The sequence below is a fragment of the Aliivibrio sp. SR45-2 genome (genome assembly GCF_963890165.1).
In the GTDB taxonomy this organism is placed as follows: Bacteria; Pseudomonadota; Gammaproteobacteria; order Enterobacterales; family Vibrionaceae; genus Aliivibrio; species Aliivibrio salmonicida.
Window position 1 is genome coordinate 1 of sequence record NZ_CAWPRC010000189.1, and the last position, 15,918, is coordinate 15,918.

The following is a 15,918-nucleotide window of genomic DNA, read 5'->3' on the forward strand; positions in this document are numbered from 1 at the left end:
TAATTGGAAGCGCTCTTACTTGAGCATCATCGTTATATGGTCAGTTTAACGACTAATAACGGGTAAATGAAGCGCTTTAAGTTGAAACATGGTGGAGTATCATTTTTAATTATGAAATCTGCATGTCTTTTTCCTGCCGCTGGCTACGGTACTCGTTTTCTTCCTGCTACTAAATCTATGCCAAAAGAAATGATGCCAATCGTAAATAAACCGCTTATAGAATATGGCGTAGAAGAAGCTATCAATGCAGGCATGGACGGAATATGCATCGTCACTGGCCGTGGTAAGCATTCTTTAATGGATCACTTTGATAAAAACTACGAGCTAGAACACCAAATCAGTGGCACAAATAAAGAAGAACTTCTTGAAGACGTTCGTGAATTAATTGACGCTGCACATTTTACTTATATTCGTCAAAGAGAAATGAAAGGTTTAGGTCATGCCATTCTTACTGGACGTGAACTCATCGGCGATGAACCATTCGCTGTCGTACTTGCTGATGATTTATGTGTCAATGAAGAACAAGGCGTACTGTCTCAAATGGTTGCTTTGTATAAGCAATTCCGTTGTTCTATCGTTGCAGTAGAAGAAGTACCTGATAACGAAACGCATAAATACGGCGTTATTGCGGGTGAAATGATCAAAGACGATCTATACCGCGTAGATAACATGGTTGAAAAACCAGAACCAGGCACTGCACCAAGTAACCTTGCGATCATTGGTCGTTACATTCTAACACCAGATATCTTTGAGATTATTGAGCAAACAGAACCAGGTAAAGGTGGCGAAATCCAAATTACCGATGCGTTATTAAAGCAAGCTCAATCAGGTTGTGTTCTTGCTTATAAATTTAAAGGTAAGCGTTTTGACTGTGGTAGCGTTGAAGGTTATATCCAAGCAACAAACTACTGCTACGAAAATGTATATTTAAAAGATAAAAAATCAGCTGAATTAGCAAAACAAACAACAGGCAAAAAGTAAGCTCGTTTGTTTTAATTATTATTACGTCTTATGAAATATCATAAGGCGTTTTTTTCATTCTGAATCTCTCCTACCCTATCATTACTGTTTTTTTATCCAGTGCCTCTTTGTTGTTCTAATAGTCTGTGCAATACTTAGTCTTCAGTCATTATTTATGCAGTGAGATCCCAATGGATAAAATTGAAGTTAGAGGGGCCAGAACCCACAATCTAAAAAATATTAGCTTAACACTCCCACGTGATAAATTAATTGTGATAACTGGGTTATCTGGGTCAGGTAAATCTTCTTTGGCATTTGATACATTATATGCAGAAGGTCAACGACGTTATGTTGAGTCATTATCTGCTTATGCCCGTCAATTTTTATCTCTTATGGAAAAACCCGATGTAGACCATATCGAAGGGCTGTCTCCTGCTATCTCTATCGAACAAAAATCTACATCTCATAACCCAAGATCTACTGTGGGTACCATTACTGAAATCTACGATTATTTGCGTTTACTATATGCTCGTATTGGTGAACCCCGCTGCCCTGAGCATCATGTCGAACTTACTGCTCAAACCGTTAGTCAAATGGTAGATAAAGCCTTAGAGCTGCCGGAAGGCACTAAGCTTATGTTACTTGCTCCTATTATTAAGGAGCGTAAAGGCGAGCATGTTAAAACATTAGAAAATCTAGCAGCACAAGGCTTTATTCGAGCCCGTATTGATGGTGAAGTATGTGATCTTTCCGATCCACCCACATTAGAGTTACACAAAAAACACACCATTGAAGTTGTCGTTGATCGGTTTAAAGTCCGTTCAGATCTTCAACAACGTTTAGCAGAATCGTTTGAAACGGCATTAGAACTAACCGGTGGCATTGCCGTTATCGACTATATGGATAAGACCGATAATGAACCACTGATCTTTTCGGCTAATTTTGCTTGCCCACATTGTGGTTATAGCATGCAAGAACTCGAACCTCGCTTATTCTCTTTCAATAATCCAGCAGGGGCTTGTGGTACCTGTGATGGCTTAGGTGTACAACAATATTTCGATGCCGATAGAATCGTTTTAGATAACAAACTTAGTATTGCTGAAGGAGCGATCAAAGGATGGGATCAAAAGAACTATTACTACTTCCAAATGCTAACTTCCCTCGCTGAACATTATGCTTTTGACCTTTTCTCACCCTTTAAATCATTGTCAAAAAAAATTCAACAAATCATCCTTAATGGCTCTGGTAGTGAAGAAGTTGAATTTCATTACAGTAATGACCGGGGTGATTTACGTGTAAAACGTCACCCATTTGAAGGTATTTTAAATACTTTAGATCGCCGCTATAAAGAAACAGAATCAAACTCCGTTCGTGATGATTTATCCAAATACATTTCTACACAATCTTGCTCTAGTTGCCATGGGACTCGCCTACGCTTAGAAGCAAGAAGCGTTTTTGTCGCTGATACCACGTTATCTGAAATCTGTGAAATGAGCATTCAAGATTCAATGGCATTTTTCAGCTCATTAACCTTAACAGGGCAAAAAGCACAAATTGCCGATAAGATAATGAAAGAAATAAACGAGCGCTTAAATTTTCTTATTAATGTTGGTCTAAATTACCTTAATTTATCGCGCGGGGCAGACACTCTTTCTGGCGGAGAAGCTCAACGAATACGTCTTGCTAGTCAAATTGGTGCCGGGCTTGTAGGTGTTATGTATGTGCTTGATGAACCATCAATTGGGCTCCATCAACGCGACAATGAACGATTATTAAAAACGTTGAATCATTTACGCGACCTCGGAAATACGGTGATTGTCGTTGAGCATGATGAAGATGCAATTCGAAGTGCTGATCATATTATTGATATAGGCCCTGGAGCCGGTGTGCATGGTGGATATATTGTTGCTGAAGGCGATTATGCGGCAATAATTAATAATCCAGATTCTTTAACAGGCCAATACTTAAGTGGCGCAAAAAAAATTCCGGTACCAAAAGAACGAGTTAAGGCGGATCCTAAAAAACAAGTAGAACTCATTGGTGCGACTGGCAATAATTTAAAAAATGTTACATTAAAATTACCGGTTGGTCTCTTTACTTGTATCACTGGTGTTTCTGGTTCTGGTAAATCGACACTCATTAACGATACTTTTTTCAAGATTGCACATACTCAACTCAATGGAGCAACAACTTCAGAGCCCGCGCCTTATAAAAAAATTAAAGGCATCGAACACTTTGATAAAGTCATCGATATAGATCAAAGTCCAATAGGCCGAACCCCTCGTTCGAACCCCGCGACTTATACTGGTATTTTTACTCCAATACGAGAATTATTCTCTGGAACACCGGAATCCCGCTCTCGTGGCTATAAACCTGGACGCTTTAGTTTTAATGTTCGAGGCGGCCGTTGTGAAGCTTGCCAAGGTGATGGGGTTATAAAAGTAGAAATGCATTTCTTACCTGATGTTTATGTGCCATGTGATGTTTGTAAGAGTAAACGCTACAACCGTGAAACGCTTGAAGTAAAATATAAAGGTAAGAGTATTGATGAAGTTCTTCAAATGACCATTGAAGATGCTCATACTTTCTTTGCTCCTGTTCCCGTGATTGCTCGCAAATTAAAAACACTCATGGATGTTGGACTCTCTTACATTCGTTTAGGTCAAGCGGCAACGACCTTGTCTGGAGGGGAGGCTCAGCGTGTCAAACTAGCTCGAGAATTATCGAAAAGAGATACTGGAAAAACACTCTATATTTTAGATGAACCAACTACTGGTTTGCATTTTCATGATATTCAACAACTATTGACGGTTCTTCATCACTTACGTGAACGAGGAAATACCATTGTGGTTATTGAGCATAATCTAGATGTAGTAAAAACAGCTGACTGGGTGGTAGATTTAGGGCCAGAAGGTGGTAATGGTGGTGGAGAGATCATTGCAGAAGGAACCCCCGAAGAAGTTGCACTTATTGAAGGGTCACATACGGCACGCTTCTTAAAACCAATGCTTTCCTTATAAAATTCCATACTTATTAAGTATTATCGGATAGAATAAAGCCAGCACTTTGCTGGCTTTATTACAGGGATTAATTGAAAAAATGGCAACCTTACTTACTCAGGGAACTCAACTCGAAGCAAGAAAAATAAAAAAACCACTTACTAAATCTTTTCTCGTTAGCCTCAGTATTCTATTTTTTGTTTGTGCTCACTTTTTCCAACCAAATCCAGGTGGTTCAGGTCTCCATTTAGCCTTTAATGCTGCCTCTTGGATCCCTGCAAGTATTGCCATTGCCATTGCCTTCTATCATATAGCGAAACAAGGGGTAATTAAGTATTCCACATTAACAATCGTTTTATTTTTCTCAGCAGTTCTACTTTCTGTACCTTTAATCTATCAAGACTCCTCTCCATTATTAGCCGCTGGAAAATTTTTTGGATTATGGGCTGGCTGGCTTTTCTTTCTCACCTTACAACAATTTGCATTTTCTAATAAACAAAAGCAATGGCTTCTATGGTGCATCATTGGTTCTGTATTGATTGAAGCTATTTTTGGCTATATTCAATATCTATTTCTAGAACCAGGGAATTCGTTTGGTTATAACGTAATTTCAAACCGCCCTTATGGTATTTTTCAACAGCCAAATGTAATGGCAAGCTTTTTAGTTACAGGGCTTGCCATAGCCTCGTATTTTCTGGCAAGACAACCAATTAAATACCGAGAGAACCCTGTCGCACTTACACTTTTATATATAACAATAATCCTAACCTTACCGCTAATTATTGTTTTAGCTTCACGAACGGGTTGGATTGCTGCTGTATTTAGCCTTCTATTGTTAATCCCATACATGTGGAAATATTGCACAAAAAAACGATTTTCATCGTGGATTCTTGCTTTAATTATGGGCGTTAGTGGCAGTTTTATTATCTTACATTTTTCACAAAATGATGATTTCAATAATATTTCGTTATTAAGTAAAAAAGCAGATTTAGAAAGCCCAAGAAGATACACATTCCCCCAAGCACTGGATATGTTTTTAGAGAAACCAATTACTGGTTATGGCTATGGGAATTTTGAAGCCGCTTACATTCTTTATACGGCCAAACAGCACCAAATATCTGCCGATTATAAATCGGGATTACCATCAATGGACCATCCTCATAATGAGGTCCTCTATTGGGGAGTAGAAGGTGGTATTCTTGCTATATTTGGATTATTACTAGCTGCTGGAGGGGTGTTACTAAAAATTAGAAAAAGTAAATTAGATACACAATTTGCATTGCTTGCTCTAATCAGTCCTATCTTTATTCACAGCCAATTAGAATACCCTTTTTACCATTCTATGCTTCACTGGTTTACCTTCATTATCCTTCTCTTTTGGATAGATCAGCTTAGCTGTAAGTATAAAAAATACCGCATTACTGGAGTCAGCAAAATATCGTTACGAGTAAGTTCTCTTGTTCTTCCAATTATCACGGCCTTTTATATGCTTTCAGCATTACACACAAACTGGATTTTAACCAAATTTGAAACAACAAAACCAATGAATCCAGAAATATTAAATCAAGTCAGTAACCCTGTCGTGTGGGAAGATAGATTTAATTGGGATGTATTATCAGCACAATTATCCATTGGCATCATAAATAAAAGGCCAGATTTAATCATACCTTACATTACTTGGTCCAAAGAGCTTATAAAAAATAAACCTAGACCAGCATTTTATCAAAACCTAATCATCGCTTATCAAGCTTTAGGGCAAGAAGCAAACGCGGAAGATATAAGAAGAGAAGCCGTATTCTTATTTCCGAATAACAATTTCGAAACCGTTCAACTTGACCAAAAGTTACGTCAAATCAGAAAGTAATGATAAAACGCCGTTGAATTTATCAACGGCGTTTTATCATCATGTTATTTATAATACGTCAGATAACGCTTTTAAACAAAGAGACACGTTTTCTTTACGTGCCGCATACCCCATCAATCCAATGCGCCAAGCTTTACCCGCTAAATCCCCTAATCCTGCGCCAATTTCTAAATTATATTCTTCTAATAATACTTTTCGAACTAAAGCATCATTAGTACCATCAGGAATATAGACCGCATTTAGCTGTGGTAATCGGTATTTCTCATCAACAATAAATGAAACACCTAAACTTTCTAGTCCACGCTTAAGTTCTTGGTGAAAATAATCATGTCTCTTCCATGCATTCTCTAGCCCCTCATTTTTAAGCATTAATAATGATTCATGCAATGCATATAGACTGTTTACTGGTGCGGTATGATGATAGCTTCTTTTGCCTTCTCCACTCCAGTAGCCCAATACAAGGCTTTGGTCTAAAAACCAACTTTGTACCGGTTCTTTTCTTGACTTCATTTTCTCAACCGCTTTATTTGAAAACGTCACCGGAGAAAGACCAGGTATACAAGATAAGCATTTTTGAGATCCTGAATAAACCGCATCTAATAACCATTCATCTACGAATAAAGGAACCCCACCCAACGATGTTACTGCGTCTACAATAGTTAAACAGTTGTATTTCAGTGCCAATTCAGAGATAGACTTCGCATCACTTAATACACCTGTTGATGTCTCTGCGTGCACAAATGCGATAACATTAATCTCAGGATCTTTAATCAATGCTTCTTCTACTTTTGCTAACGATACAGGAGTTCCCCATTCATCATCAATAACGATCGCAATTCCACCGCAACGCTCTACATTCTGTCGCATTCGCTCACCAAAAACACCATTACGGCAAACAAGTACTTTTTCGCCTCTCTCTACAAGATTAACAAAACACGTTTCCATTCCTGCACTGCCTGGTGCTGACACCGCGATAGTAAATTCATTTTTTGTTTGAAATGCGTATTTTAATAGCTCTTTTACTTCATCCATCATTTTAATAAACAATGGGTCTAAATGACCAATAGTAGGGCGACTCAATGCTTGTAATACCTGGGGAGAAACATCAGATGGACCAGGTCCCATAAGGGTTCTTTGTGGTGGAATAAAACTTTGCATGACTCGCTCCTTGAATAGTAAGTGTTCAAATAATAAACATAAAAATAATTAAACTCAATTAGACAAACTAATTAGAGTGACTTAACTGCCTAAAACAACACTAAATAGTTAAATTTTACTTAGAAGGTAAGAAAGACAAAAAAAACGTTACTATCAATTGACATTTGATTCATAAAAAAGCACATTAATGAAACGTATTTCGTACTTTTAGAAATATAAAGAAGAGGAGCATTACCTAGGTAGCTTAATTTGTGGAGCCCAAACTCCAAAACAAATAAGTGAGGGAGAGTTATGCCGAGATAAACTACCCTTGGGAGTCGTTTATCGATCGTATTGGCTGAATCCTTACGATTGTCACTTAAATATTAAGTGAAGAGCTTCTAGCAATAACCTTTTATATTGCTGTCGTTTCTTCATATTTATTTCCACATTGGATGTAGTCGGGAGACAGGATAGTGAACCCTATAAATGTTGCTAAATTTGGTGGCACTAGCGTTGCTAATTTTGAAGCAATGAGCCGTAGTGCCCATGTAATAGAACAAAACAAAAATACTCACTTAGTTGTTATTAGCGCCTGCTCAGGGGTCACAAACCTGTTAGTTGAATTAGCTAACGGTGTTGAAAATACTCAACGGAAAAAAAATATTCTTAATGAATTAAAAGATATTCACTTCTCTGTATTAGATCAATTAGCTGATCCTGTTTATCCAGAACAAGCTATTCTTGAAATCTTAGATGATATAGAAAAAGCCGCTGATTCAGCCTCATTCCAAATAAGTGATAAATTAACCGATCACCTTGTTTCTTGCGGTGAGCTAATGTCTACTCACCTATTTACTCAATTGTTAATTGAGCGAGGCAATTCAGCCGTTCGTTTTGATATAAGAACCGTTCTTCGTACTGACTCAACATTTGGTAAAGGCGAACCTCAATTAGACTATATTTCTCATCTAGCTCAAGAAAAACTAGCTCCTTTATGCCAAAAACACATCGTAGTTACTCAAGGATTTATTGGTGCGGATTGTGACGGAAATACAACAACATTAGGCAGAGGCGGTAGTGATTATAGTGCAGCCTTGATCGCAGAATCAGTAAGAGCTTGCGGTTTAGAAATTTGGACTGATGTCCCTGGCATTTATACGACAGATCCTCGCATTGCTCCCAAAGCTTCCCCTATTCCAGAAATCAGCTTTAGTGAAGCATCAGAAATGGCAAACTATGGTGCGAAAATTCTACATCCTTCAACTTTACTTCCTGCATTGCGTCATCAAATCCCAGTGTTTGTTGGCTCATCTAAAGAGCCAGAAAAAGGCGGTACATGGATCAAACAAAAGGTAAATAGCTCTCCATTATTTCGAGCATTAACATTACGTTGCAATCAAACCATGGTGACGTTACATAGCCCAAGTATGTTCCATGCTTATGGATTTTTAGCTGAAGTATTTAAAATTTTAGCTAAATACCAAATATCGGTAGATTTAATTACCACATCAGAAGTCAGTGTTGCATTAACTTTAGATCAAACGAACACTAACGGTAAAGCTCCTGAACTACCGTTAGAGGCACAAAGAGAGCTCGAAGAACTTTGCACTGTAGAAGTTGAAAATAATCTATGCTTAGTCGCTTTAATTGGTAATAAGATGAGTAACTCTAAAGGCTCTGCAAAGCAAGTTTTTGGTACATTAGAAGAATTTAATTTACGTATGATTTGTTACGGTGCTAGCCCGCATAATTTATGCTTTTTATTAAGTGACGCTGAAGCAAAAAAAGCAGTTGAAGTACTTCATAAAGAACTCTTCGAATAAATATTAACGTAATAAAAATGCCCATTAACATTCGCTAACGGGCATTTATTTTAAGTCATAATTAAGGTTTAATTTAAGTTAGGTCCTAACCATTTCTCTGCTTCTAACATATCCCAGCCTTTTCGTTCAGCGTAACTTTCAGCTTGATCTTTCTGTATTTGTGCAATAGCAAAATAACGAGAATCAGGATGAGAAAAATACATTCCAGATACTGAAGCGCCAGGCCACATTGCATAGCTCGATGTTAATGACATGCCAATTGATTCTTCAATCTTCATTAATTCCCAAAGAGCCCCTTTTTCAGTATGTTCAGGACATGCAGGATATCCAGGAGCAGGCCTAATGCCTTGGTATTTTTCTCGGATCAACTCATCATTAGACAGGTTTTCGTCCGTAGCATAACCCCAAATTTCTTTACGTACTTTTTCATGTAAATATTCAGCAAAACCTTCCGCTAAACGATCAGCAATAGCTTGGATCATAATTGCGTTATAATCATCACCATTCGCTTTATATGCATCCGCTAAATCACGTTCACCGATTCCACCAGTAACCGCAAAACCACCAATCCAATCTTTCTTACCACTTTCTTTTGGTGCTATATAATCAGATAGGCAGTAATTAAACCCTTTTGGTTTTGCCGTTTGTTGACGCAAATTATGCAGTACTTTTACGACTGTTGTTCGAGATTCATCGCTATACACTTCGATATCATCACCAATACTTGCCGCAGGAAATAATGCACACATACCACGGGCTTTTAATAACCCTTCAGTGTCTACACGGTCTAAAAGATCATTAGCGTCTTTATATAAGCGTTTCGCTTCTTCGCCAACTTCATCATGCTCTAAAATCGCAGGGTATTTCCCCATTAAAGACCAAGTCATAAAGAATGGTGTCCAATCGATATATTTACGTAATGTTGCTATATCAACATCATCTACAATATGTACGCCTGGTTTCATTGGCGTTGGTGGAGTATAACTAACCCAATCAATATCAACTTTATTAGCTCGTGCCCTTTCTAATGTAATAGGTTTTGTACGTGGTGTTTTTCTATTATGCTGATCTCGCACTCGGTCATAATCTAAATCTAACTTTTCAATAAATGCAGGTTTTAATTCATTAGAAAGAAGTGATGTACATACGCCTACGGCACGTGAGGCATTATTCACATAAACAACCGGCTGTGAGTAATTTTGTTCTATTTTAACGGCAGTGTGCGCTTTCGATGTCGTTGCCCCACCGATCAAAAGAGGCACCGTAAATCCTTGTCGTTCCATCTCTTTAGCAACATGCACCATCTCATCAAGAGAAGGGGTGATCAAACCAGATAAACCAATAATATCGACGTTTTCTTCTTTAGCTACTTTAAGAATTTTTTCACATGACACCATGACACCAAGGTCAATAATTTCATAATTATTACATTGAAGTACGACACCTACGATATTCTTTCCAATATCATGAACGTCACCTTTAACTGTCGCTAATAAGATTTTCCCATTTGTAGAACCTACGTCTTTTGTTGCATTTATAAAGGGTTCTAAATGAGCAACCGCTTGCTTCATTACACGAGCTGATTTTACTACTTGTGGAAGGAACATCTTTCCTTCACCAAACAAATCACCAACCACGTTCATCCCATCCATTAATGGACCTTCAATCACATGAATTGGGCGTTCAGAATTAACACGAGCTTCTTCTGTATCATCGACAATAAAGTCAGTAATACCTTTAACTAAAGAATGCTCTAAACGCTTTTCTACTGGCCAAGTACGCCATTCTAGTGCTGATTTATCTTCAACTTTACCCACCGCTTTTTCTAAATAAGCAGTAGCAATATCCAGCAAACGTTCTGTGGAATCATCTCTGCGATTTAAGACTACATCTTCAACCGCCTCACGTAATTCTTCAGGTACGTTATCGTAAATTTCCAGCTGACCAGCATTTACTATTCCCATATCCATACCATGTTTAAAACAGTGGTATAAAAATACAGCGTGAATTGCCTCTCTAACGTAATTATTTCCACGGAATGAGAATGACACATTAGAAACACCACCTGAGATCATCGCATGAGGTAATGTTCTTTTAATATCGGCAACGGCTTCAATGAAATCGACAGCATAATTGTTGTGCTCATCAATACCAGTCGCAATAGCAAAGATATTTGGATCAAAAATGATATCTTCAGGTGGGAAACCAACTTCATTAACTAAAATATTATAAGCGTTGGTGCATATCTCGATCTTTCGTTCACGAGTATCCGCTTGCCCTTTCTCATCAAAGGCCATCACAATAACTGCCGCACCGTAACGACGAACCAACTTAGCTTGTTCTACAAATTTTTCTTTACCTTCTTTCAGTGAAATAGAGTTAACGATACCTTTACCCTGAATACACTTTAAGCCAGCCTCGATAACTTCCCATTTAGAGGAATCGACCATCACTGGAACTTTCGATATTTCAGGCTCAGATGCACATAGATTAAGGAAGCGAACCATACAGGCTTCTGATTCCAACATTCCTTCATCCATATTTATATCGATAATTTGTGCGCCATTTTCCACTTGTTCACGGGCAACACTTAACGCTTCATCGTATAACTCTTCTTTAATCAAACGTTTAAAACGAGCAGAACCCGTTACGTTAGTTCTTTCTCCAACATTTACAAACAAAGACTCTTTAGAAATAGTTAGAGGCTCTAAACCAGACAAACGACAAGCAACTGGAATATCAGGTAAAACGCGAGGCTTCACACCTTCAACTGCTGCTGCCATTTGACGAATATGTTCTGGCGTTGTACCACAACAACCCCCGATTAAATTTAAGAAGCCGCTTCGAGCCCATTCAGCTACGTGCTCTGCCATCTCTTCAGGAGAAAGATCATATTCACCAAACGCATTAGGTAAGCCTGCATTTGGGTGAGCAGAAACACTGCATTCAGAAATTCGAGATAATTCTCCAACATATTCACGCAACTCGTCAGGGCCTAAAGCACAATTAAGACCAAATGAGATTGGTTTTACATGGCGAAGTGCATTATAGAAAGCTTCTGTAGTTTGACCTGATAATGTACGGCCAGAGGCGTCCGTAATTGTTCCCGAAATCATAACGGGTAATGTAATACCCATTTCTTCAAAAACAGATTCAACAGCAAATGAACAGGCCTTCGCATTCAAGGTATCAAAAATAGTTTCGATAAGAATTAAATCAGATCCACCTTTAATAAGAGCGCGAGTAGATTCAGAATATGCTTTAACTAATCCATCAAATGTGACATTACGAAAACCCGGGTCATTAACATCAGGTGAAAGCGTACAGGTTCTATTTGTTGGTCCTAGAACACCCGCAACATAACGGGGTTTATGAGGTGTTTTGAGAGTCCATTCATCGGCTGCTTTTCTAGCTAATTTTGCAGCTTCAAAGTTAATTTCTGCACTTAGGCTTTCCATATCATAGTCAGCCATTGCAATCGTCGTTGCATTGAAAGTGTTTGTTTCAAGAATATCGGCCCCTGCTTCTAAATAGGCCAAATGAATATCACGAATTACACTAGGGTTTGACAAGACTAATAGATCATTATTTCCTTTTAGATCACAATGCCAATCAATGAATCTTTCTCCACGGTAATCATTTTCTTCAAATTTATATTCTTGAATCATGGTACCCATACCACCATCAATCAATAAAATTCGTTCTAAAAGCTGTTTTTCGATTTGATTTTTTATCATGCTTCCTGCCACGGTACTGCCTCATCCATAAACTTTCTTTTTACAATCCTATCACACATCGAATAGAAATCTAGACGTCTAAAATGGATTTATTTTAACAAAATAGAAATAATATTTGATATTTATCAAATTACGCGGAAAATGATATAAGTCATAGTTTGTTACATAAAATACATAATTAGAGGTTTAGTAATGTCCGTCTACAATACGCTCTGTTTTCTTGCTGCTGGAGCAATGTTAATTGCATTCTTCAATAGTAAAATAGGAAAAATGCAAACCACGATTGCCATTACCGCAGGATCAATAATGTTATCTCTTGCGATAATAATTGCGGGCCACAATGGCTGGTTCCACTTAAGAGAAATAGCAACTGAAACATTAACTGAAATAAATTTTGAAGATTTCTTGTTAAAAGGAATATTAGGCTTCTTGCTGTTTGCCGGTGGTTTAGGGATTAAACTCCCACATATGAAAGATCAAAAATGGGAAATAACTGTGTTAGCTCTCGGGGCTACATTATTCTCAACTTTCTTTATAGGTTTTGCTCTGTGGTTTATTTGCGGATTCATAGGTATTAATTTTGACCTTATCTATTGTTTGTTATTTGGCGCTCTTATATCACCAACAGATCCAATAGCTGTTTTAGCTATTGTAAAAAAAATGAATGCTCCACAACGTATTTCAACCCAAATCGAAGGAGAGTCTCTTTTTAATGACGGCTTCGGATTAGTTATATTCGTAACTTTATTTACAATTGCTTTCGGTAATGAAACTCCTACGGTAGGGAGTGTTACTTCGTTATTTTTCCAAGAAGCTATTGGTGGCATAATTTATGGTTTTGTTTTAGGTCTAGTATTCCATTACCTAATAAGCTCCACGAACGACCATTCGATGGAATTATTATTAACCATTGGTATTCCGACTGCTGGCTACGCTTTAGCTGATGTGATACATGTATCAGGCCCATTATCAATGGTTGTTGCCGGGATAATGATCGGAAACTGGACTCGTTTCATTGGTTTTTCAAAAGAAAGTGAAGAACACTTAGACCATTTTTGGGAATTAGTAGACGAATTTTTAAATGGCGTTTTATTCTTATTAATAGGTATGTCTATGCTGTTATTCAAATTCCACCAAGAAGATTGGATTTTAATGGCTATATCTATACCGTTAGTATTAACTAGCCGATATTTAAGTGTTTATGTTTCTTATATCGGATTTAAGAGATTTAGAACTTACAATCCATTATCCGTTAAGATCTTAACTTGGGGAGGTTTACGTGGTGGTTTAGCCTTAGCGATGGCACTTGCTATTCCATCTGGAATTATGGTTATTCCCGACAAAAACATTGATGTAAGAGAGATTATTCTTGTAATGACTTACTCTGTCGTTGTTTTCTCTATTCTAGTTCAAGGGTCAACTATTACTAACATGATCGAAAAAGCAAAATTATTAGAAAAAAATAAATAATAACATTCGAAGCATAGGCTATCCTATGCTTCGAAATTTATGACACATCCTACGATATGCATATCAAAAAACAATTCAAACACCTTCTTTTAATACATTTAACAATAGATATCACACTCAATACTAGTCTATTCTCAAGGACTTAATATGAGGATTGAACTATATCCACGATATTAAAATTCAGTTAACAACCGATTTAAACTATAGATAATAGTCTTAATTAAGGTTGTATCTGGAAAGATAAAACCGACTAGATAAATATTAAGGTTTCTCTTAGTAAAAATACTTATATATTAAAAATAAAAGATCATATTAACCTCTAATGCCGATCATTTAAGGTAAATATAATCGGTTGACTGACCCTTCTGAGCGGTCAAAATCCAAGTGAATTTAATGCACTTGGATTTTTTTATGGATGTATCTCAAGCTCTAAACGTGATTAATAACTGGAAGCCTAATAACATTGAAACCTTAAGTAATTTACTCCCTATCGAACTTATCGATGAAGCTTATTCTCTTAAGGAAACTGTTACGATGAGAAAGCGTAAGCTTTCTCTTGAATCAATGGTGTGGCTATCTATAACAACAAATCAATGAAAGACCTCGTTAATCAACTCGATATTGTTGATAGAACAGGTAAAGCCTATGTTGCTCCAAGTGCTCTTATTCAGCGTAGAAAAACACTTGGCGAAGCAGTCATGAAATCCGTCTTTGAGCGAATGACGACTTAAGAGTGCCAATCTCTCTCAATGGAATGAACTCACCTTATTAGCTATTGATGGTATCGTATGGAGAACTCCTGATAACCAGAAAAATGAAGAGGCTTTCTCTCGTCAAATAAGGAACACAATATCCACAGGTAAGAATGGTTTGCCAAATGGAACTAAGCAGTCATCTTATTACAGCAAGCGCTTTCGATAATTACAATACAAATGAAATGATATTGGCAGAGAAATTAATAGACAGTAATCCCGACCATAGCGTAACCATGTTAATTAAGGGGTTCTATTCACTAGGATTACTACATAAATGGCAGACGACAGGCTCGGAGTGCCACTAACTTATTCCCCTGAAAAAGAATACTCAATATGAAATAATTCGATCGTTAGGTCGTAATGACAAACTTGTTCTTCTTCGAAGTAACCCAAGAGCAAGAAAACTGTTTTCTGATTTACCAAAAACGATGACAGCTCGTCTTGTAACTCTAAAAATTAAAGGTAAAGATTATCAAGTTCTGACTTCAATGACTGACCTATTACGTTACCCATTGAAAGATATAGTCGGTCTTTATGAGCATCGCTGGGAAATAGAATTGGGTTATCGAGAGATACATGTTAGGAAATCGCTTAACACTACGAAGCCGTCTACCTGAATTAGTGAAACAAGAACTTGGGGTATCTTGTTGACTTATAATTTAATTAGGTGCCAAATGGTAGAGCTTTGTTTTAATTTAAAAGGAAATTATCTACCTTATCAGTTAAGTTTTAATGGGACACTTGCTAATGTATCTGCGTTATTGTTGGTTTACCATACTCAACGCCAGGAGCAATTCCTCAACAATTAAAAGGCTTCATCTAATGGCTGGAAGCTTAATACTTGAGAGGCAGAGGGAAAGAACATTCCCTCGAATGGTCAAGCCAAGACAACAACGATATGCTAGAAATAAGAATGCCGCTCACCCTTAAGTGAACGGCATTACATATTAACCTCTGTTTTTATTTAAATAAGTCAAACCATGTCAACAAATCAAGAACTAATCTATAGATTGAATACATCAATAATATTAAACCGTCTTATTATAGACGTAAAAAAGCCCTAATCTTTCGATTAGGGCTTTTTAAATAGTGGCGGAGTGGACGGGACTCGAACCCGCGACCCCCGGCGTGACAGGCCGGTATTCTAACCAACTGAACTACCACTCCGCA

7 protein-coding genes, 1 tRNA gene, 1 pseudogene and 1 riboswitch are annotated in these 15,918 nt (G+C 37.4%); of the genes and pseudogenes, 6 read left to right on the forward strand and 3 right to left on the reverse strand.

The features are described 5' to 3' along the window. Positions 1-111: 111 nt before the first annotated feature. From galU to AACV33_RS18035, 3 genes are all read left to right on the forward strand, one after another. Complete coding sequence (gene galU / locus AACV33_RS18025; protein WP_182700505.1) at positions 112-981, forward strand: UTP--glucose-1-phosphate uridylyltransferase GalU; 870 nt, start codon at positions 112-114, stop codon at positions 979-981. 170 nt (positions 982-1,151) lie between these two features. Then, positions 1,152-3,980, forward strand: coding sequence for an excinuclease ABC subunit UvrA (gene uvrA / locus AACV33_RS18030; protein WP_017022345.1), 2,829 nt, complete (start codon positions 1,152-1,154; stop codon positions 3,978-3,980). Between the two features lie 79 nt (positions 3,981-4,059). Beyond that, positions 4,060-5,823: a PglL family O-oligosaccharyltransferase gene (locus AACV33_RS18035; protein WP_017022344.1), complete on the forward strand. Its 1,764-nt coding sequence runs from the start codon at positions 4,060-4,062 to the stop codon at positions 5,821-5,823. A gap of 48 nt (positions 5,824-5,871) precedes the next feature. On the opposite strand, the gene AACV33_RS18040 is transcribed toward AACV33_RS18035, so the two are convergent. Continuing rightward, positions 5,872-6,981, reverse strand: coding sequence for a pyridoxal-phosphate-dependent aminotransferase family protein (locus tag AACV33_RS18040; protein WP_017022343.1), 1,110 nt, complete (start codon positions 6,979-6,981; stop codon positions 5,872-5,874). A gap of 213 nt (positions 6,982-7,194) precedes the next feature. Next, positions 7,195-7,369, forward strand: a riboswitch (Lysine riboswitch). A 67-nt stretch (positions 7,370-7,436) separates the two neighbouring features. Here AACV33_RS18040 and lysC point away from each other — a divergent pair. After that, on the forward strand, positions 7,437-8,786 hold the full coding sequence (gene lysC, locus AACV33_RS18045; RefSeq protein ID WP_017022342.1) for a lysine-sensitive aspartokinase 3: 1,350 nt from the start codon (positions 7,437-7,439) through the stop codon (positions 8,784-8,786). A 68-nt stretch (positions 8,787-8,854) separates the two neighbouring features. Here the strand turns inward: lysC and metH are convergent, their stop codons facing one another. Next, positions 8,855-12,523 (reverse strand): methionine synthase, encoded by a 3,669-nt coding sequence (metH, locus tag AACV33_RS18050; RefSeq protein ID WP_035470633.1) that lies wholly within the window; start codon positions 12,521-12,523, stop codon positions 8,855-8,857. A 192-nt stretch (positions 12,524-12,715) separates the two neighbouring features. Between metH and AACV33_RS18055 the strand changes: the two genes are divergently transcribed. Continuing rightward, on the forward strand, positions 12,716-13,993 hold the full coding sequence (locus AACV33_RS18055) for a cation:proton antiporter (protein WP_017022340.1): 1,278 nt from the start codon (positions 12,716-12,718) through the stop codon (positions 13,991-13,993). Between the two features lie 411 nt (positions 13,994-14,404). Beyond that, positions 14,405-15,678 (forward strand): annotated as a pseudogene (locus AACV33_RS18060) (IS4 family transposase). A 160-nt stretch (positions 15,679-15,838) separates the two neighbouring features. Here the strand turns inward: AACV33_RS18060 and AACV33_RS18065 are convergent. Then, a tRNA-Asp gene (locus AACV33_RS18065) sits at positions 15,839-15,915 on the reverse strand. Between the last annotated feature and the right edge of the window lie 3 nt (positions 15,916-15,918).